The sequence below is a fragment of the Vreelandella maris genome (genome assembly GCF_013371085.1).
Lineage (GTDB): Bacteria > Pseudomonadota > Gammaproteobacteria > Pseudomonadales > Halomonadaceae > Vreelandella > Vreelandella maris.
In genome coordinates this window covers 194,963-214,971 of record NZ_JABWCV010000006.1, presented here as the reverse complement: position 1 = coordinate 214,971, position 20,009 = coordinate 194,963, and the positions used below count along the sequence as shown (strand labels likewise).

20 protein-coding genes are annotated in these 20,009 nt (G+C 55.6%); 6 read left to right on the top strand and 14 right to left on the bottom strand.

Features of this window, described 5'->3' with window-relative positions; translation table 11 throughout:
- Window positions 1–10: 10 nt before the first annotated feature.
- The 3 genes from HUO07_RS07350 to HUO07_RS07340 form a co-directional block, all read right to left on the bottom strand.
- Complete coding sequence (locus tag HUO07_RS07350; protein WP_176303026.1) at window positions 11–847, bottom strand: endonuclease/exonuclease/phosphatase family protein; 837 nt, start codon at window positions 845–847, stop codon at window positions 11–13.
- A 2-nt stretch (window positions 848–849) separates the two neighbouring features.
- Entirely contained in the window at window positions 850–1,482 is a 633-nt protein-coding gene (locus HUO07_RS07345) for a thiol:disulfide interchange protein DsbA/DsbL (RefSeq protein WP_050805278.1), read from the bottom strand.
- A gap of 140 nt (window positions 1,483–1,622) precedes the next feature.
- The gene (locus HUO07_RS07340) at window positions 1,623–2,252 is read right to left on the bottom strand and encodes a c-type cytochrome (RefSeq protein WP_176303025.1); all 630 of its coding nucleotides are present in this window, start codon (window positions 2,250–2,252) and stop codon (window positions 1,623–1,625) included.
- A 405-nt stretch (window positions 2,253–2,657) separates the two neighbouring features.
- Between HUO07_RS07340 and yihA the strand changes: the two genes are divergently transcribed.
- Window positions 2,658–3,296, top strand: coding sequence for a ribosome biogenesis GTP-binding protein YihA/YsxC (gene yihA, locus HUO07_RS07335; protein ID WP_008956511.1), 639 nt, complete (start codon window positions 2,658–2,660; stop codon window positions 3,294–3,296).
- Here yihA and HUO07_RS07330 read toward each other — a convergent pair.
- The 8 genes from HUO07_RS07330 to HUO07_RS07295 all read right to left on the bottom strand — a co-directional run bounded on the left by HUO07_RS07330 (window position 3,269) and on the right by HUO07_RS07295 (window position 12,251).
- On the bottom strand, window positions 3,269–4,042 hold the full coding sequence (locus HUO07_RS07330) for an HAD family hydrolase (protein WP_176303024.1): 774 nt from the start codon (window positions 4,040–4,042) through the stop codon (window positions 3,269–3,271). The two genes, yihA and HUO07_RS07330, sit on opposite strands and share 28 nt — an antisense overlap.
- Window positions 4,043–4,056: 14 nt before the next feature.
- On the bottom strand, window positions 4,057–4,998 hold the full coding sequence (locus HUO07_RS07325) for a tyrosine recombinase XerC (protein ID WP_176303023.1): 942 nt from the start codon (window positions 4,996–4,998) through the stop codon (window positions 4,057–4,059).
- On the bottom strand, window positions 4,991–5,701 hold the full coding sequence (locus HUO07_RS07320) for a DUF484 family protein (RefSeq protein ID WP_101146902.1): 711 nt from the start codon (window positions 5,699–5,701) through the stop codon (window positions 4,991–4,993). Before HUO07_RS07320 ends, HUO07_RS07325 begins: the two co-directional genes overlap by 8 nt.
- Window positions 5,702–5,717: 16 nt before the next feature.
- Window positions 5,718–6,551 carry a diaminopimelate epimerase gene (gene dapF, locus HUO07_RS07315; RefSeq protein WP_101146903.1) on the bottom strand — a complete coding sequence of 278 codons (834 nt, stop codon included), beginning with the start codon at window positions 6,549–6,551 and terminating at the stop codon, window positions 5,718–5,720.
- Window positions 6,551–7,822 carry a diaminopimelate decarboxylase gene (lysA, locus tag HUO07_RS07310; protein WP_176303022.1) on the bottom strand — a complete coding sequence of 424 codons (1,272 nt, stop codon included), beginning with the start codon at window positions 7,820–7,822 and terminating at the stop codon, window positions 6,551–6,553. Before lysA ends, dapF begins: the two co-directional genes overlap by 1 nt.
- Before the next feature lie 32 nt (window positions 7,823–7,854).
- Window positions 7,855–7,986, bottom strand: a complete 132-nt coding sequence (gene lptM, locus HUO07_RS07305) for an LPS translocon maturation chaperone LptM (RefSeq protein WP_008956505.1) — start codon at window positions 7,984–7,986, stop codon at window positions 7,855–7,857.
- Window positions 7,983–9,386 (bottom strand): argininosuccinate lyase, encoded by a 1,404-nt coding sequence (gene argH / locus HUO07_RS07300; protein WP_176303021.1) that lies wholly within the window; start codon window positions 9,384–9,386, stop codon window positions 7,983–7,985. The genes lptM and argH overlap by 4 nt, the downstream gene beginning before the upstream one ends.
- 81 nt (window positions 9,387–9,467) lie before the next feature.
- Entirely contained in the window at window positions 9,468–12,251 is a 2,784-nt protein-coding gene (locus HUO07_RS07295) for a bifunctional diguanylate cyclase/phosphodiesterase (RefSeq protein ID WP_176303020.1), read from the bottom strand.
- 135 nt (window positions 12,252–12,386) lie between these two features.
- Between HUO07_RS07295 and hemC the strand changes: the two genes are divergently transcribed.
- Both hemC and HUO07_RS07285 read left to right on the top strand, forming a co-directional pair.
- Complete coding sequence (gene hemC / locus HUO07_RS07290; protein ID WP_176303019.1) at window positions 12,387–13,331, top strand: hydroxymethylbilane synthase; 945 nt, start codon at window positions 12,387–12,389, stop codon at window positions 13,329–13,331.
- Window positions 13,328–14,107, top strand: coding sequence for a uroporphyrinogen-III synthase (locus HUO07_RS07285; protein ID WP_176303018.1), 780 nt, complete (start codon window positions 13,328–13,330; stop codon window positions 14,105–14,107). Before hemC ends, HUO07_RS07285 begins: the two co-directional genes overlap by 4 nt.
- A 69-nt stretch (window positions 14,108–14,176) precedes the next feature.
- Here HUO07_RS07285 and HUO07_RS21710 read toward each other — a convergent pair whose 3' ends face one another.
- The gene (locus HUO07_RS21710) at window positions 14,177–14,713 is read right to left on the bottom strand and encodes a hypothetical protein (RefSeq protein WP_246286544.1); all 537 of its coding nucleotides are present in this window, start codon (window positions 14,711–14,713) and stop codon (window positions 14,177–14,179) included.
- Between the two features lie 172 nt (window positions 14,714–14,885).
- On the opposite strand from HUO07_RS21710, the gene HUO07_RS21705 reads away from it, so the two are divergent.
- On the top strand, window positions 14,886–15,701 hold the full coding sequence (locus HUO07_RS21705; RefSeq protein WP_246286542.1) for a uroporphyrinogen-III C-methyltransferase: 816 nt from the start codon (window positions 14,886–14,888) through the stop codon (window positions 15,699–15,701).
- A complete protein-coding gene (locus HUO07_RS07275) occupies window positions 15,698–16,960 on the top strand; it encodes a heme biosynthesis HemY N-terminal domain-containing protein (protein WP_176303016.1) in 1,263 nt (420 codons plus the stop codon). The genes HUO07_RS21705 and HUO07_RS07275 overlap by 4 nt, the downstream gene beginning before the upstream one ends.
- Before the next feature lie 80 nt (window positions 16,961–17,040).
- Here HUO07_RS07275 and mscL read toward each other — a convergent pair whose 3' ends face one another.
- A complete protein-coding gene (gene mscL / locus HUO07_RS07270) occupies window positions 17,041–17,559 on the bottom strand; it encodes a large-conductance mechanosensitive channel protein MscL (protein WP_176303015.1) in 519 nt (172 codons plus the stop codon).
- A gap of 423 nt (window positions 17,560–17,982) precedes the next feature.
- Between mscL and HUO07_RS07265 the strand changes: the two genes are divergently transcribed.
- Window positions 17,983–18,885, top strand: a complete 903-nt coding sequence (locus tag HUO07_RS07265) for a LysR family transcriptional regulator (RefSeq protein WP_176303014.1) — start codon at window positions 17,983–17,985, stop codon at window positions 18,883–18,885.
- 108 nt (window positions 18,886–18,993) lie between these two features.
- Here HUO07_RS07265 and catA read toward each other — a convergent pair whose 3' ends face one another.
- Window positions 18,994–19,968, bottom strand: coding sequence for a catechol 1,2-dioxygenase (catA, locus tag HUO07_RS07260; RefSeq protein WP_176303013.1), 975 nt, complete (start codon window positions 19,966–19,968; stop codon window positions 18,994–18,996).
- Between the last annotated feature and the right edge of the window lie 41 nt (window positions 19,969–20,009).

Below are 20,009 nucleotides of genomic sequence, written 5' to 3'. Positions count from 1 at the left end.
ACGTGAATTCTTAAACGCTTGAACGAATAGCCGCTAAGCAAGCCTCTGGCAGCGGAAGATTTACTGCTATCGGCAGGTGATCAGAGAACAGATGATCCAGCACGCGCACTTCCGCGGCCTCTAGCGATTGCGACAATAGAATATGATCCAGCGCATGGCGCGGTTGCCAGGAAGGATAGCTGAAAAGGGGTTTAACCGGGTGCAGGGGCAGCGACAAACTAAAGCGCTCGTGAGCGTGTAGTTGGTCAGGCGTACAGTTGAGATCGCCCATCACCACTACGTGGCGCAGCGGCTGAATAATATCGCTTAGATAGTTGAGTTGGCGCACACGACCGCGGTGGCTAAGCGCCAAGTGAGCAACAAAAATATGCAGGGCATCCGGGCCTTCGCCAAAGCGGGCATGAATAGCGCCTCGGCCAGGCATTGCGCCCGGTAAGCGGTGCTCAACGACCTGACTAGGTACCAAGCGCGACAGTAACCCATTACTGTGCTGGGCAATACGCCCCAGGTTACGGTTTAACTGCTGAACATGGTGCGGAAATCCCGCTTTGGTAGCGAGATACTCCACTTGGTTAACGCGGCTGGAGCGAAAGCTGCCGCCATCAACTTCTTGTAGCCCAACTATGTCGAACTTACTCAGCACTTCGCCCATCATATCCAGCCGCTGCTGTCGACGCGGATGCGGCAATAAGTGCTGCCAGCTGCGCGTGAGATAGTGATGATACGCTGACGTCTGAATACCCACCTGCAGGTTAAACGTTAACAGCCGCAGATGGCCCTCTTCCAACAGCACCGGACGATGGCTACTGGGTACTGCCTCATCACGCTCTCTCGCTTCACGCAACACGGTTATTCTGCGCGCTCTGCACGCACCTGCTCGACCAGCGCATCAGCAATTTTCGGCATATTTTCCAGGCTACCGGCTGAACTCGGCGAAACAACGTAGCGTCCGTCAATCACCAGCGCGGGCACCCCCATCAACTTCATCTCACGCATACGGTTGTTGGCTTCATTGACATCGCTACGAACACTAAAGTCGGTCAGCGCTTTTTTGGCCTCTTCTTCGCTGACACCATAGTTAGCGAAAAAAGCGGCAATCTCATCGGACTCAGTGAGCGACTGATTTTCCTGATGGATAGCATTAAAGAAATCGGCGTGTAGCTCCTCTTCAATACCCAGCGACTCAGCCGCGTAGAAAGCGGTAGCGTGGGTATTCCAGTCGCCGCCCATGGTAGCTGGCATATGTTCTACGCTAACGTCGTCTTCCAGCGTCTCGTACCACTCATTAACCGGTGTTTGTAGCCGGTAACAGTGCGGGCACCCAAACCAGAACACTTCAGTAACTGCAATTTGCCCATCTTCAGCGTGGGTTTCTACCGGTGACTCAAGCACTTCATAGTGCTGGCCTTCAACCACATCCTGGGCACTCACTAGCGCAGAAAAACCTAGACCGGCCATCGTAACCATTAGCGTTTTAAACATTGTCGTTTTAAACATCGTATAAATCTCTCCATGGGTAAGCGAGGACTAAGACCGTGGTTATATTAGCGGGTTCCCTCATTTCAAGCACATAGACAAATGAGGGAACCAAACGGCACAAGGAGGTATAAAATTTTGCAGCCTTAATTCAGTCCTAATACGTAATTCGCCACTGCTTCCATATCCCTGTCACTCATTTTGGAAGCAATATCGCCCATAATATTGTTGGGGTCATTGGTGCGATCGCCGGACGCAAATGCCTGTAGCGTAGAAACCGTATATTGAGCATGCTGCCCGGAAAGGCCAGGATACACGGCACTGCCGATGCCTACCCCGGTCGGCGTGTGACAGGCTGAACAGGCGGGGATACCCTTGGCCATATCGCCAGCACGGTAAATCTCTTCGCCGCGCGCCAATAATTCAGCGTCTTCGTCGTTGGCTTGGCCCAAGTTAGCGTCTTGTTCCGCAAAGTAGGCCGCAGCATCCCAGGCGTCTTGGTCAGAGTAGTCATCCACGATGCCCGCCATTTGAGGCACCACACGGTCACCGTCGCGGATATCCATAATCTGTTTGGCCAGATAGGACATTTGCTGCCCAGCCAGGTTAGGAAACGCGCCTGAAGGGCTAATTCCCTGCTGCCCATGACAGGCGGCGCAGACTTGGGACATTTCTTGACCAGCAGATGCGTCCGCATCGGCTTGATAGTCCGTTTGAGCGTGGGCAGCGCCAACGGCGCCCATGGTAATTGCCAGGCTTGCCAGTAACTTTCTCATTGCTCTTCCACTATGCCGTTTTATGTTTGACTGGTACGCACCCTGGGCGCTTCCCAGGCTCCACAAATTACCAGGGTTAGCTCCGCCAAAACGAACAACGTATCGCGTTGGTCGCTGCCGGCTAGAGGGCGATGGTACACTAGCGCCCCAGGTCGCAGATATAAACCGCTTGCATTATAACGAATCACCCCAGCGCCGGGAATGCAAGTCCTGGTCTGCTTTAGGGGTAATTCGTCGCAGTCCTGCTCTCATTTCTCTATTATGCGTCGCTACCAAGCGTTCTACTTTACGCGCTGAAGTAGCCATAATGGGTTGATAGTGCGTTGATGATAGCGCATTGATGAGCACATTGATGATAGTGCGTTGAGTAGGCCGCTTTTATGTTCGTTTTTCAGGATTAAGTCCATGACTACCCCTCACGATAGCCCAGTCCCTCGGTTGAACTACCCGACGGCAAGTTTTATTATCAGCGCGCCTACCTTAGCTTTGTGCCCAGATGATACCGGCGCTGAAGTAGCTTTTGCCGGGCGCTCTAACGCGGGCAAATCAAGTGCTATCAACGCCTTAACACAACAAAATGCGTTGGCGCGCACGTCGCGTACACCGGGGCGCACTCAGTTGATTAACTTCTTCAGTGTCATGAACGATGAATCGCTGCGCTTGGTCGACCTACCCGGCTACGGCTACGCCAAGGTTCCGGAATCGGTCAAGCTAGAGTGGCAAAAGCACTTAGCAGAATACCTACGCAACCGCTTTAGTCTACGCGGCTTAGTACTGCTAATGGACGTTCGCCACCCGCTCACTGAGTTCGATCAGATGATGCTCAATTATGCCGACCAGCGCGAAATGCCAGTGCATATTCTGCTGACGAAAGCGGACAAGCTTAAAAAAGGGCCCGCCAGCGCTTCGTTGCAGAAAGTACGTTCGCGCTTGAAGGAGTGGGAAGACTTGGTCTCTGTACAGCTCTTCTCTTCGCTCAAGCGTGACGGCGTCGATACACTATCCCAGAAACTCAATCAGTGGCTGTACACACCGCCTGAATGATGCGTTTCCAAGCTCGCCTTTTCTAACATCTCAAGCACGCGGGGCAGCTCTTTAATATGAGCAATGCGGTGTACCCGCGGGGGAAGTGGTTGATTTTCCAGCGCGGAAATCCACACGGCATGCATACCCAGCTGCTGGGCGGGTAGTACATCTTCCTGCCATGAATCGCCTACGTGCATGGCGTGTTCGGGGGCCACGTTCAAGCGCGCAAGCGCCGTCAGAAACGGCGTGGGATCAGGTTTAGGTGCTAACAACTCGCCTGCTGCGATGGCCACCGGAAAATAGGCGGCCAGCGGCTGACGCGCCAAATGAATATTGCCATTAGTGATAGCTGCTAGCTGATAACGCTCGGTTAACACCGCCAGCAAACCGGCCGCCTCTGGGTGTGGTGTGACTTGCACGCGCAGGCGATGGAACTCATTCATCGCCGCTGCCGCCCACAACAAAGCGGCACTGCGGGTCAGGCCTTCCGCCTCTAACTGCGCTTCCAGGGCGCGCATTCGCAGCCAAGTAAAGTCACCGCGCCGTTCGGGCACCTCTTTGGCTAACTGTTGACGACGCTGAAGGTAGTCCTCCCGGCCGCCTTCTTGGGTCAATGTTAGGGCTGGTTCCTGGCGCGCCGCCCGCCAAGCCTCAAGCGCCTCCAACAGCCAGCGGTAGTGGCCCTCTTCGGTGCGCGCCATCACCCCATGGTTATCCCATAGTGTGTCGTCTAAATCGAAGGTAATGGCCTTCAATTTTGTCATGGTTTGCTCCTGGGCTATTTGTTTCTGTTTTCGCCGTTTCTGGGACTGGGGCTTCTTTTAGCGCGGGGATGCGCCGCATCGTAACTTGTCGCCAGGTGCTGCCAGTCAAGCCGGGTATAAATTTGCGTGGTCGACAGGTTAGCGTGGCCCAACAGTTCCTGCACCGCGCGCAGATCCTGGCTCGACTCAAGCAGGTGGCTAGCAAAGGAGTGGCGCAAACGGTGAGGGTGCAAATGTTCGGGCAAGCCACGGGCTAACGACAGCTGCGCTAAGCGTTTTTGAATGGCCCGATGGCCTAGCCGCGTGCCACGCTGCCCCACAAACAGCGCCAATTCATCCACCGGTGCGAGCGCGGAGCGACAGCCCAGCCACTCCACCAGCGCTTGCTGGGCGCGCCGCCCTACCGGCACTTGACGTGGTTTACCGCCTTTGCCGATCACCCTTACCCGGCTGTTTTGCAAATCGCCAAGCTCAAGGGCCGCAAGCTCTGCCAGACGCAGGCCGCTGGAGTAAAACAGCTCAAGAATGGCCTGGTCCCGCACGCCCAGCGGCGAGCCGTCGTGAGGGGTATCGAGAAAGCGCGCCAGGGCGTCAACATCCACTGGACGAGGCAAATGGCTCGGCTGTTTGGGCGTACGCAACAACCCCACCGGGTTATCGGCCAGCACTCCCTGTTTCACCAAATAATCAGCAAATTTGGAAAGCGCCGCCCGTCGCCGGGCAAGGCTTCTTGGTGCTAAGCCCCGGCTGCGCTCCGACCCCAAGAATGCCCGCAGCAGTGCGGTATCTAACGCCGCGGGGTCCGTCACCTCGCGGCGCTCGGTAAAGGCACACAACGCGGCCAGATCATGCCGATAGGCCTCCACCGTTGCTGGGCTTGCATGGGACGCCAGCGCGGCTAAAAAGCCATTACTGTGCTTGGCTATCGACACTTTACCCAAGGGAGCCTCAGCCATGATCGCCCAGGCGAACCAGTAGCCGTGCGACAATATCGCCCAAATACTCGGTGAAGAGTGTGTCCATGCTGGCCCGATAGGCATCCGGGCTGGGGCTTGCCAGCAATAGATAACCAAGCGGGTCGCCTGCGGATAGGCGAGAAATGGCACAGGAGCCCGCTTTACGCGGCGCTTTAACGTGAGGCAGCAGGCACTTCCAATCGCTAACGCTAAGCTTAACGCAGCGACTGGTGCGGCCATCCAGCAGCGCTGTCAGCCGTGCGCTGGCGTGTTGATCCAACACATGGCGCGGTGGCTGAGGCGGCGTTGGCTCACTGTCGCTTAATGTGGCCGGGCACCATAGCGCCATGGCCGGCGTTTCAAAGCGCTCGCTGAGCTGGGTAGCCAACGCTTGTGCCAGCGCATCGCGGTCTTGCGCTTCCACCAGCGCAATCAGCGTTTCGCGCAACCGACGGTATTGGGACTCGTTATGGCGAGCGGTTTCCAGCAAGTGCTCCAGGCGGCCTTCCGCGTTTTCAGCGCGCTTGCGTAGATCAAAGACCAAGCGTTCCAGCAGCGATACCGCCCCGTCGATATGCGGGTGGGGCACCTGCAATTGCTGCAAAAGCCCCTCGCGACCGACGAAAAAATCGGGATGACGCGCCAGCCAGAACGCCACTTGATCAGGATCGAGCGTTTTGCGGGGTTCGGGGGCTTGTGACATCGCCGTTCTCCTCGAATTAATTAAGGGCTACGCGGCCATCGAAGACGCGTGTAGCCGGTCCCACCATCGTTAGCGCCCCTTCAGGATCAGGCCACTCAATGCTGAGTTCTCCACCGGGCAAATGAACCTTCACGGGACTTTTCAGCAGCCCCTGACGGATACCGCTGGCCACGGCGGCGCAAGCACCGGTACCGCAAGCCAGCGTTTCGCCACTGCCGCGCTCATACACGCGCAGACGGATTTCGCTGGGCGAGACGACCTGCATAAAGCCCACGTTAACACGCTTGGGAAAACGAGGATGCGCTTCCACCAACGGCCCCAGGCGCTCGACCGGCGCAGTGTCCACATTGTCGACCTGAATCACCGCATGAGGATTACCCATGGAAACCACACCGATCTGCAGTGTTTCATCGCCCACTTCTAAGCGGTGCAGTGGTTGGTCCCCTGGAGCATCGAACGGCAGCGCCAAAGGACTAAACCGCGGGCGGCCCATATCCACACGCACCATGCCGTCGTGCTGCACGTTCAGCACCAAGGGTCCGCCTGCAGTTTCCACATGGATTTCATGCTTATGGGTGAGCCGCTGGTCGCGTACAAAGCGGGCAAAACAGCGCGCGCCGTTGCCACAGTTTTCCACTTCACTGCCGTCGGCGTTGTAAATGCGGTAGCGAAAATCCATTTCTGGATCACGGGGCGGCTCCACCACTAGCAGTTGGTCGAAGCCTATGCCAAAGCGCCGGTCCGCCAGGGCGCGGATTTGCGCTGCATCCAACCGGGCGCGCTGAGTGACCAGATCCACCATGACAAAGTCATTGCCTAGACCATGCATTTTGGTGAAGTGTAAAAGCATCAGCGCTCCCCTTCAGGCAGCAGCGCCTCACCCGCCCACAGGCTGGCGACAGTTTCCCGTGCACGTACCACGTGGCAGTTGTCGCCATCGACCATTAACTCGGCGGCGCGAGGGCGGCTGTTATAGTTCGACGCCATGACAAAGCCGTAAGCCCCTGCCGAACGCACCGCCAGCAGGTCGCCTTCGGCAATTGCCAGCTCGCGCTCTTTGCCCAGAAAATCACCCGTTTCGCATACCGGGCCAACCACATCGTAAAGGGCGCTTTCGCGTACTTCGCGGGTATCGACGGGCACAATCGCCTGCCACGCCTGATACAGTGCCGGGCGAATCAAGTCGTTCATGGCGGCATCGACAATGGCGAAGTTTTTGGTTTCGCCGGGCTTGAGAAACTCTACCCGAGTGAGCATGACACCGGCATTGGCGGCAATGGAACGGCCGGGCTCAAACAGCAGCGTCAGCGCTTCGCCACCTTCCCAGCGCGATAACCGTGCCAACAGCTGGCTGGCGTAATCGAACGGCTGGGGCGGTTTTTCATCGCGGTAAGGCACACCCAAACCGCCGCCTAAATCGAGATGTTCGATTTCGATGCCGCGTTCACGCAGGCGCTCCATGAGCATCAGCAAGCGATCAAGGGCATCCAGAAAGGGCGCCGTTTCGGTAAGCTGAGAACCAATGTGACAATCGAGCCCCTTCACCTTCAGATTAGGCAGGCTCGCGGCTAGCTCGTAAACATCCAGCGCTTCATCCACCGGGATGCCGAACTTGTTGTCTTTCAAACCGGTAGAGATATACGGGTGGGTGCCCGCGTCCACATCCGGGTTCACTCGTAGCGAGACCGGGGCTGTTTTTCCCAGCTCACCGGCAACGCGGTTCAAGCGCTCAAGCTCCGGGCGCGATTCAACGTTAAAGCACTTAATGCCCACTTCCAGCGCTCGGGCCATTTCGTGAGCTTGCTTGGCCACGCCGGAAAATACCACCTTGACCGGGTCACCACCGGCTTTAAGCACGCGCTCAAGTTCGCCGATAGAGACAATATCAAATCCCGCGCCGAGCTTGGCCAAAAGGCCCAGTACTGCCAGGTTGGAATTCGCCTTCACCGCGTAGCAAATCAGGTGCGGATGGCCGCCCAGCGCTTCAGTGTAAGCGCGAAAGTGACGCTCAAACGTCGCTTTTGAGTAGACGTAGCAGGGCGTGCCGTGCTCGTCGGCAATCCGTGATAGCGGCACGTCTTCGGCATACAGCACGCCATCGCGGTAATTAAAATGATCCATAGTGCTTTCCCCTTCTCCTGGCCTGCAACGGTCTATTCAGATGCCTGACTAGACTGCTCATCAGCAGGTGCATCGTCCGGCAAATAAAGCGGCCCTTTTTGCCCACAGCCTGCCAGCCCGGTTAACAGCAGTGTGGTAAGGGTCAAGATTGCCAACGTTTTCATGCGCCCGCCTTGAGTGCGCTGAGTGCCTCACGCGCTCGCTGGGCGGCAGCCCGCACTTGGTTTGGCGCGGTGCCGCCAATGTGGTTACGGGCAGCTACCGAACCTTCCAGGGTAAGTACCTCGAACACATCCTGCTCGATGGTAGCGGAGAACTGCTTGAGCTCATCAAGGCTCATTTCAGACAGATCTTTTTCGGTTTTTAGGCCATAGGCGACTGACTGACCAACAATTTCATGAGCATCGCGGAAGGCCACGCCTTTGCGCACCAGGTAGTCAGCCAAATCCGTCGCGGTGGAGAAGCCGCGCCGCGCCGCTTCATACATGCTGGCTTTTTTGGGTTCAATCGCGGGCACCATGTCGGCGAAGGCTTTTAAGCAGTCGCGCACGGTATCCACCGCATCGAACAGCGGCTCTTTATCTTCCTGGTTGTCTTTGTTGTAAGCCAACGGCTGCGATTTCATCAGCGTAAGTAGCGACATCAGGTGACCATATACCCGGCCCGTCTTGCCCCGCACCAGCTCGGGCACGTCAGGGTTCTTCTTCTGCGGCATGATCGAAGAGCCGGTGCAGAAACGGTCAGGTAGATCGATAAAGTTGAACTGGGCGCTGGTCCACAGCACCAGTTCCTCACTCATGCGTGACAAGTGCATCAGTAGAATGCTGGCAAAGCTGGTAAATTCAATCGCAAAGTCGCGGTCTGAAACGGCATCCAGAGAGTTCTCTGAGGGTCGGTCAAAGCCTAGTAGCTCTGCGGTCACGTGGCGGTCAATTGGATAAGTAGTGCCAGCCAATGCGGCCGCGCCCAGCGGCATCACATTGACGCGCTTGCGACAGTCCAGCAGGCGTTCATGGTCACGCGCCAGCATCTCTTGCCAGGCTAAAATATGGTGCCCAAAGGTAACCGGCTGGGCGGTTTGCAAGTGGGTAAAGCCGGGCATGATAGTCTCGGCTTCACGATCAGCCAACTCGATCATGCCTTCGCGCAGGCGCTTTAGCTCCACTTCAATCACATCGATCTCATCGCGCATAAACAGGCGAATATCGGTGGCGACTTGGTCGTTACGCGAACGCCCGGTGTGGAGTTTTTTGCCGGTAATACCGATCTTTTCGGTCAGCCGCGCCTCGATATTCATGTGCACGTCTTCCAACGGCACCGACCAGTTAAACTCGCCGCGCTCGATTTCGCCCTGAACCTCGTTTAGGCCGTTAATGATGGCGTCGCGTTCATCATCGGTGAGTACGCCTACACGGGCTAACATGGTGGCGTGGGCGATAGAGCCCTGAATATCCTGGCTCGCCAGGCGCTGGTCGAAAGTCACAGACGCGGTGAAACGTGCGACAAAGGCATCGGTGGGCTCGCTAAAGCGACCGCCCCAAGACTGATTCGTTGCTTGGCTCATCGAAGGTATATCCTGCTGACAAAACGTAAAAGTCGTTACGGAAAGTGGGAGTCATTGCGGAAAGTGTACCAGAGTCGCCGGTCAGCGAGCAGCAAACACAGGGGGTGATGCCAAAAATGCGCAGAGGGCGTCTAAGGGCATAGGACGAGCGAAGTAGTAGCCTTGAAAGTAGTGGCAGTGGTGCTGTTCAAGGTAGGCAAACTGCTCCAGCGTCTCTATCCCTTCCACTAGCACTCCTAACCCCATTTTTCCCGCCATGGCGACAATACCATCGATAATGGCCGCATCGTTGCGATCGGTAATCACATCGCGCACAAACGAACGGTCAATTTTAATTTTATTAATCGGCAGGCGCTTAAGGTAGCTCAAGCTAGAGAAGCCGGTGCCAAAATCGTCTAAGGCAATATGAACGCCCAACGCAGACAAATCCGCTAATACCTGGATGGCTTGTTCGGCGCTGTCCATTAAAACCCCCTCGGTAATTTCAAGCTCTAGCAGAACTGGCGCTAAGCTACTCTGTGCCAACACCTGTTCAATAGAGGCCAGGAAACCGGGGCGTTGAAACTGCATCGGGGAGATATTGACCGCCATGGTGATCGGGCCAACACCCATGGCATTAAGCTGCTGGGCATCCCGGCAAGCGGTCGCTAGCACCCAATCGCTGATAGGTATGATCTGCCCGGTATCTTCTGCCAAGCTGATGAAATCAGACGGCGGAACATTACCGCGCTCTGGATGTTGCCAGCGGATTAATGCTTCTACGCCTACCACACGGCCACTCGGGGCATGGACTTGTGGCTGGTAATAAAGCGTAAACTGTTGTTGCTCAATGGCTTGCTGAAGCGCGCTGCGTAAACTAACCCGCTCACTCACCTTGCGATTTAAGTCTTCGGTATACCAGTGGTAGGTGTTGCGTCCACGTCGCTTGGCCTTGTACATGGCCAAATCTGCTTGTTGGATAAGTTGGCGGGGGTTTTTCATATTGCCATCGTTGATAGCAATGCCGATGCTGGCGGTAATACGCAGCTCGCTGCCACGGTACCAGTAAGGCGGCGAAAGCCTCTGCAGCACGCGCTCCACCACCTGTATCACGTCTTTTTCATGGGCTAAGTCGGGCAGTAAAACAACAAACTCGTCGCTGCCAAAGCGCGCCACGGTGTCCCAAGGGCGTAGTTCATCTTCAAGGCGCTTGGCAACCTCGACTAAGATAAAGTCGCCCACCTCATGGCCGAGCGTATCGTTAATGGGTTTAAAATCATCCAGATCGATAAACAGAACGGCAATAAAGCGCTGGTAGCGACGTGCTAACACGCACCCCTCTTCCAAGCGCTGACCAAGCATTACTCGATTAGGCAGCCCGGTAAGCGCATCGTGATTGGCGTTATAGGTAAGCTGGGCCTGATATTCGCGCTGTTCAGATACATCGTTTTGAACACCCAGATAGTGAGTCACGTCACCTGTTTCGTCGCGCACTGGCGAAATATACAAGTCGTTCCAAAAAATCGAACCATCACGCCGATAGTTACGGATCACTACGTGCACTTCGTGCTGCTGAGCAATACCTTCCTGCAGCAGTTTGACGGTAGCGGGGTCGGTATCTTCGCCCTGCAAGAACCGGCAATTACGCCCCAGCGCCTCACTGCGCGAATAACCGGTTATGCGCTCAAAGGCGGCATTGACGTAGACCATAGGGAGATCGCTGCTTTGGGCAGCGACAATAATCACCCCGTTGGTGCTTGATTCCACACTACGCTCTAGCAGCTTCAGCTGATGCTCACTCGCTTTGCGCTCGCTAATGTCGCGAAAATAGACGGTAAGCCCTTCAGCTGAAGGATAAACATGCACTTCCAGCCATAACTCTAACCGCGGATTGAAAGCTTCAAAATGTACCGCCGTTTGTTGGCTAGCCGCACGTTGATATTCGTCGTCAAAGTAGCTGCCTTTTGCATCAGGAAAGCTCTGCCAAATATGCTGGCCCAGCAGCTCGCCTTTGCGACGCTTCAAAATGCGTTCCGCCTCACTATTAACGTAGGTAAAACGCCAATCCGTATTTAAGGTGAAGAAACCATCGGTAATACTGTCAAGCGTAATGGTGAGTCGTTGCGCAAGCTGGGTTAGATTTTCACGCAGCTGTTTTTGCTCGGTAATATCTTGCGTCGAGCCCTCCACCTGACTGATTTCCCCACGCTCATCGCGCACGGCCTTACCAATGACACGCACCCAGATATGCTTACCTTGGTAAGTGATCACCTCTAGCTCTTCGTCAAAACTCATTCCCTGTTGGCAGCAGGCGTTAAAGACTTCCAAGATACGTGGCTGGGAGGAGGGCGCGTAAAATCCAATCGCTTGTTCAACGGTCGGTTGAAAACCGGGAGCCATACCATGGAGGCGACAAATCTCATCCGACCAGTTAGGCAGCCCTACGGCCATGTCCACGTACCAACCGCCTATCAGCGCCGTTTCACCGGCTATTTTAAATAACCGCTGGTTACTCAATAACTGTGCTTCTGCCAACTTACGCTGCGTAATGACCCGGGCAATTATATAAATAACATCGCCCCCGACAGTCGGGGTGATTTCAATCCAATGGACCTCCCCAGACACAGAGATGGCGCGGACTTCAAAGGCGGCAATAATCTCCCCCCTTTGCATGTGCACCAGCGCCGCTTCAATCACCGGATAATCCTGCGGATCTACCACCACTCCGCAGCGACGCCCGACCAACGCATCGGCTGAATATCCCAACAGCGACTCAAAAGCCGGATTAACCTCAAGTAGCGTGCCCTGAAAGTCGATGCAGCAAAACAGATCCTGCGAGAGCAGAAAGAACTGATCTAACTGACCTTTAGTAAGCACAGAGGGCATACGATTTCCTAAGCAATGAAAAGACACGTTGCGAGAGCATAATTGGCTCCGTTATTTTTACTGTGACGCTCGGTGCTTTATGATGAGGTTTATCATAGTTTGACTCGCCGTGTCTGCGGTATTAGGGAGAATAACGTGCTATCTATCACCAAACTGCGCATTGCCACGCGTAAAAGCCAACTGGCTATGTGGCAGGCTGAGTACGTTCGCGACCGCTTAATGGCGGAGCACAGTGGTCTGGAAGTCGAGCTTGTAGCACTTTCAACCAAGGGCGATAAAATTCTTGATACGCCGCTTTCAAAGATTGGCGGTAAGGGTTTGTTCGTCAAAGAGCTGGAAGACGCCATGCTGGACGGCCGCGCCGACATTGCCGTTCACTCCATGAAGGATGTGCCGATGCACTTCCCTGAAGGACTGGGCTTGTCGGTCATTCTAGAAGGCGCCGACCCAACCGACGCATTTGTATCCAACCACTACTCTAGCATTGATGAGCTTCCAGAAGGGGCGCGTATTGGTACAGCCAGCCTACGCCGTGGCCTGCAAATACGAGAAGCCCGCCCTGACCTGCAAATTCTTAATCTACGCGGCAATGTGCAAACGCGGCTGGCCAAGCTAGATGCCGGCGAATTCGACGCCATCATTCTGGCTACCTCGGGCCTTAAACGCTTGGGTTTGGATGAGCGCATTGCTCAAGCGCTGCCACCGGAAGTGTGCTTGCCCGCCTGCGGCCAAGGCGCGTTAGGTATCGAGTGCCGTTTGCATGACCCGGAACTCATCGCACTGCTGGCCCCGTTGGATGATGCCGATACCGCCACGCGCGTGCGTGCAGAGCGGGCCATGAATACGCGTTTAGAAGGCGGTTGCCAAGTGCCTATTGCGGGCCATGCGGTGCTGGACCTGGATAATGAAACCTTGTGGCTGCGCGGCCTGGTCGGCAACCCTGAGGGCACAGAAGTGCTACGCGCCGAAGGGCGAGGCTCGATGCATGAACCTGAAGCGCTGGGTATTCGCATTGCCGAAGAGTTGCTCGACCAAGGCGCTGGCGATATTTTGGCAGAGGTTTACGGCCGCGAAATATGAGCCAACCGGTACTGATCTGCCGCCCAGGGGAACGCGGCGAAGCGTTAGCGGCGGCGTTGCGCAACCAGGGCGAAAGCGTTGAATCACTCAATGTGATGCAGCTTGAAGCACTGCCAGAAGACCCCGCCATGCGGCAAATTTGGCTGGATATTGATCAGTACCATAAGATAATTGTCATCAGCCCTTTTGCTGCCACCTGCTTAAGTGAGGCGCTGGATCGCTTCTGGCCCCAGCTACCGGTGGGAATTGACTACTATAGTGTTGGCAGCGCCACCGCGAGTACGCTTTACGATCAATTGGGAATCCGCGTCCATGTGCCTTCGCCCACCGCGGGCGAAGATACCAGCGAAGCGCTGCTGGCGCTTGCATCGCTGCAGCAATTAGCGCATCAGCGTGTTCTACTGGTGGCAGGTGAAGGCGGTCGGCCCCTGCTCGCTGAAACGCTTGCCGAGCGGGGTGCAAAGGTGACGCGCGTTGCCGTGTATCGGCGCACCTTGCATGCGCTTGCACCTGCTCAGCAGGCGCGCCTTTTTTCAGGTAATTATCGGGCGTTGATCGTCACCAGCAGCGAACTGCTGGAACATCTGGCAAAATGGTGTAATCAGGCGGCCTTGAACCAACCGCTAATCGTTTCCAGTCGCCGTTTAGCTACACTGGCTGGCATACTGGGGTTTTGTAACCTCAAGGTGGCGTCCGGAGCAACGCCAGCTGCGTTGATAGCGGCGTTGGAGACCTGCGACCCACAGGGTGCCGATGTCGATCAAGGAACTTACTAAGGGCTAGCGACAGATGAGCAAACAAGTAAACGATCAGGACGATGTACAACCTGCGTCCGCCGATGCCTCTCAAGGCGTCCCCACGACGACTAACAAAGCAGCTTCCACTACCGACGCCACTGAGCCTAGCACGCAGTCTCCCCCGTCTAGCTCAGCAACACCGTCTACTAATAGTGGGGCTAAAAATAGTCGTTCACGGCGGCGTGGAAAAGGATCCCAGAATACGGGCTCAACTGCTACTAGCTCTTCAGATAGCACCTCAAACAGCGCCTCAGAAAAGAACCCTGCCGTGACCGGCACTTCACAGGCGGGGGCAAAACCTGCGGATGCCACGCCGACGACGATTTCCAGCACGGCTAAAGGCAGCAGCACAGCTTCGCCGAGCGCGGCTGCACCAAGCTCTTCAAACACCTCGTCTAACGCTTCTTCAGGTTCCACAGCTTCAAAACCCGCTACTGAGAAGGCTGGCAGCGCGGGCCATGGTAGTGGAAATGTTAGTGGTGGAAACAGTGGTCGTGGAAATAGTAGCGGTGGAAACAATAGCGGCGGGAATAGCGGTAAAAAGGGCAGCGGTCTCGCCATCGCCCTGGTACTTATCTTAGCCATTGCCTTAGCGTTTGTTGCTTGGCAAGGCTGGCAGCGTCTTGAAAGCCAGCAACAACGCCTCGACGAACTGGCGCAACAGGCTGAAGGTAGTGCTTCGCAACAGGCGGTCAGCGACCTTGAGTCGCGTTTAGACAGTGGTGAAGCGGAGCGCAATGAAGCAATTCAAAGCACCATGGATGAGCTGCGCAGTGAGTTTGACAGCTACCGTAGTGATGTCGACGAGACGCTAGGCCAAGTGCTTGACCAACTCTCTCAAGAACAGGACACAGACGAGCGCGAATGGCTGCACGCCGAAGCCGCTTATCTACTACGCCTAGCCAACCAACGCCTGCAGCTAGAAGGCGACGTTGATGGCGCCGCCGCGCTACTGCGCACTGCCGATGCACGTTTGGTCGATGCGGATAACCCCGCGCTGACCCCCGTTCGCGAAGCGATTGCCAATGAGCTAGCCGCGCTTGACGCCGTGCCCCAGGTTGACCGTACAGGGCTCTACCTAGCACTGAATGCGCAGCAGGAGCGCATTTCTGAACTGCGTCTCTCGCAAGAAATTGAAGAGCAGGCGGTAACTTCGAGTATCGAGCAGCCGCCTACCGGCACGTTCCAGCGCCAGTTAGCGCGTTTCGGTGAAGAGCTCAAAGACTTGGTGGTGGTTCGCCACCACGACGAAGCCCTGGAAGCACTGATTACCCCGGAGCAAGAGTCTTACCTGCGCCAAAGCCTGCGCTTAGTACTGGAGCAGACTCAGCTAGCCCTGCTCAATGAAGAAAAAGAGCTTTATGACGCGAGTATCGATAAAGCGCTACAGCTGCTAAACGACTACTACGACACCACTCGCGAAGAGACGCAAAGCGTTATTACTCGTCTAGAGGAGCTACAGCAAGCCGAGGTTAAACCGGAGCTGCCGGATATCAGCGCTTCTCAGCAGGAACTGGCACGCTTTATCGAGAACCGCTATGAGACGCGTGGCCAAAGCGGAGGTGATGCATGAGAAAGCTCGTTCTCCTCATTGTCGCCGGGCTTGCCGTCGGGGCCCTCTTTGGGCACCTGATGATGTCGGTACCCGGTTACTGGCTGATCCGCGTGGGCGACTCATCTATTCAAACCTCTTTCTGGTTTGGCCTAGTCCTGCTGTTCGCGGCGTTTGTCGTGCTGCACTTTGTACTGCGCTTACTCAGCGGCATTATTCGCCCCATGGGGCGCTTTCGCACCTGGAACAGCCGTGCTCGCAACCGCCGCGCCATGCAGCGCACTCAGCGTGGTTTGGTAGCGCTCACCGAAGGCCGCTGGAAAAAAGCCGAAAAGACCTTGGTGAATGCCGCTGACGACTCTAGCACACCGCTGGTCAACTACCTCTCGGCGGCCCTGGCCGCGCATTACCAAGGGCATCACGCGAAATCCCAAGAGCATCTCAACCAAGCGCAGCTAACCACCGACGGCGCCGATACCGCGGTGGGCTTGATGCAGGCGCAAATGATGATTGAGCGTCAGCAGCCGGAAGAGGCGCTGGCGATCCTGAACCGGTTGGATAAAAAGCTCTCGAACCACCCGCAGGTACTCAAGCTACTCAAACAGGTGCATTTGAGCGTCAACGACTGGGAAGGCCTACGGCGCTTGATTCCAAGGCTAGCTGCGCAAAAGCTGATTACCCAGCAAGAGCGTGAGCAGCTGGAATTTAAAGCCTACCGCGAACTGATCGTGTTTGAAGCGCAAAACCCCACCAACATTGAGCGAGTGCGTGGGCTGTGGGCCGACATGCCCGACTACCTGCGCGGCAACACCGAGCTAATCGTGCTCTACACTGAAGCGCTGATTCAGGCTAACGAAGAGCCGATTGCCGAGCGTTTGCTCAACCACTCGCTGGATCATCACTGGGACGCGCGCTTGGTGAAACGCTATGGCCTGCTGAATGTGGACGCAGGACGCCAACTGGCGAAAGCTGAGAAGTGGCTGCAGGAACGCCCCAATGATCCTGAACTGCTGCTCGCCTGTGGTCGTCTCTCGCTGCGTGTTGGCCAGTGGGAAAAAGCGCAGGAGTACTTCGAAGCCAGCCAACGTCAACGCCCCAATGGCGTGGTATGTGCTGAGCTTGCCCGCCTCTATGCAAGCCTTGGCGAGCATAACAAAAGCCAACTCTATTACCGCCACAGCGTCGAAATGCTGGCCAAATCGCTACCTTCGCTGCCCCAACCAAGCGATGCGAGCGATAGTCAAAAGCCGGATACGAAAGCGGCCAAAAAACGCGCTTAACCTAGTTTTTCTATCATTGAAAAAGCGGCTTTAGAACACGCAAAAAGGTGCCTGAACAGGCACCTTTTTGCGTTAGATGATTACTTGGCAACCGGCGTTTCAGTGGGCTGGGGAGACAAAAGTTCAGCCGATGCCTCTGGGGACGGCAAGGCCGCCGTGCAGTGTCCACACCGTGTGGCTTTGATCGGCACCACCATTAAACAATACGGGCAAGGCTGCTCTGTAGGGCTCGCAGGCGCCACCGCCTCTTCGCGCTTTAACCGGTTGATGGTGCGCACCAACAGGAACACCACGAAAGCGACAATCGTAAAGCTGACGACCGCATTAATAAACAGCCCCACGTTCAATGTCACCGCCCCAGCGGCTTGCGCATCCCCAAGCGTTGCATAAGGCCCAGCGACCACTCCTTGGCGTAACACCACAAACAGGTTCGAAAAATCGACGCCGCCTACCAGCAACCCAATCAGCGGGTTCATCACATCCGCCACCAGGCTCTGCACAATCAGCGTAAACGCCCCACCGATGATGATGCCCACCGCCATATCGACCACATTGCCTTTTACCGCAAACTCTCTGAATTCCTGGAAGAATTTTGTCATTTTGTCGACGTCCTAGCGTTTCGTTTTAACCAATACCCTAAGTTATAGCGTCCTGCCAAAAGCATGGGCTAGGGTGTGTTAGGCGGCAAGTAATTTCCTTGCGGTTCGATACTAGGCATTATAAATGCGTTGAAGCCCCTTTCTCGTGCAACTATGTGTCAGCGACTAACCAAGCTATACGAGTCGTTGCTGAAAGCTCAGCGAATAGGTGTACACGGAAGCTCTCCCCCTCTTGTGACTACCTTGCATTACTAAAGTCTTAGACGTTATTTAGCTTTCAAGTGCGTAAATACTGGTAGCGTTATAGCACCTCACCTAGCTAGTAGCAGATTGCCCGGTTGTTTGAGCAATGCAGCCTGATTGGAAGCCACCGAAGGTAAATGCCACCATTAGTTAAGAAGTTACTCATACCTTGGAGTTCTTATGGAATTACGCCACCTGAGGTACTTTTGCGTTGTCGCTGAAGAGCTTAATCTCACCTGTGCCGCTAAACGCTTGCATATGTCCCAGCCACCTCTTTCACGCCAAATGAAACAGCTTGAGCAGGAAGTTGGGGTCGAACTGTTTGAAAGAAACTCGCGTGGCCTTCGCTTAACACCATCGGGTATATTTTTTCAGCAGCGTGCTTTAGAAATTTTAGAGAAAGTCGACGTCACCATTGATACAACACGCCACATGGCACGTAGTAAGCGAACACTATTTAGCATTGGCTTTGTTCCCTCTATCTTTTATGGGCAGATTCCAATGCTGGTGCGCGATTTGCGTCACATTAAGAATGTAGAAATATCATTGACAGAGCTTACGACCATACAGCAAGTGCAGGCGCTTAAAGCGGGCCGTATTGACATGGGGTTTGGACGTCTTCGCATTGATGATCCAGACGTAGAGCAAGAGATACTCTTCAATGAGCCATTTATTGCAGCCCTTCCTAGTGGGCACCCCCTAGAGGGCACTACGCCTACAAGCGAAGAGTTGGCACGCTATCCACTCATTCTTTTCCCCGCCAAACCACGCCCTAGCTTGGCAGATATGGTACTGGGTATTTTCCGCCGACAAGGTTTAAAGGTTGAGGTCATACAGGAAGCGAACGAAGTCCAGACAGCACTTAGCCTAGTCGCCTCCGGCATCGGTATTACGCTGGTACCTGAGGAAGTAAAACGCGTACAACGAGACGGTATTTCTTATGTGGCATTGGCGGACAAGACAATTACCTCACCTGTTGTCTGCAGCCGTCGCCGAGGTGAAAAATCGTCCCCTCTCATGGATGAAGCGACCACCATTTTACACAAGCTTGTTGATGATCGCTTCATGGGCCGCTATCCATAACCTAAGATATTCAGTGGAATATGGATCTTTTGGGGTTTGTCATTATCTCTTCCGAACGCAGCCCTGCTTTAAAGCCCTTAAGGCATTTAAAGGAACTTAACGAGACTATTAAACCTTCGCTGTACCCGCCAACTGGCTGGCGAGATCCTGCTCGTCTTCCTTGGCGCGGGGGCGGGCGTGACGCACTTGCAGCTCAGGGGCTTCGGTTTTAGCCAGTTCGACGTTAAACACCACATGGGAGAACGGGCCGTCCAGGTCGCGCTTGGCGATCTGGGCCGGATCTTCGATCCGTTCAGCGGGCACCACCAGCTCTTCCCGTGTCGCGAAGGCGAAGTCGTCAAAGGTGTAGGGGTCGCCCGCCAGGTTGATCTGGGTGGTCAGGTGCTGATGGCCCGGTGCGGAGACGAAGTAGTGGATATGCGCCGGGCGTTCGCCGTGACGGCCCAGGGACTTGAGCACCACATCGGTGGGGGCGCCTTCAGGCACGCCGTAGCCGGAGGGAATGATGCTGCGCGCGGTGTAGCGGCCTTCGCTGTCCGCATAGATCGTGCGGCGCATGTTGTACTCATCCTGGGAGGGATCAAAGAACGAGTAGCCGCCCTTGGAGTTGCAGTGCCAGATTTCAACCTTAGCGCCGGGGATCGGGGTACCGTCGACATCGCGCACCTGACCGGTCAGCCACATCACCTCGGCATCGGGATCACTGCCGTCGTCCATGCGGGCGAAGCCTTCCGCTTCCGGGGCACCGGCCACGTAGAGCGGGCCTTCGATGGTACGCGGGGTGCCGCCGGTGCGCTTGGCTTCGGCATCGATGGCGTCTTGACGCATATCGAGGAAGTGGTCAAAGCCGAGACCGGGCGAGAGCAACCCGAACTGGGTTTGGCTACCCAGGGCATTGAGCAGGTTGACACCGGCCCAGTACTCTTCCTCGGTGACATCGAAGTCATCGATCAGCTTGAACAGGTCGCTGACCAGGCGATGGACGATCTGCTTGGCGCGGTCATTGCCACCGGCTTTATCAAAGCCGGCCACGGTTTTGATGAAGTCTTGAACCTCGGGCGTGTCGAATATTTTTACAGTCATGGTGAAACCCTCTGTTTGTTATGGGGTGTTGTTGTCGTCAT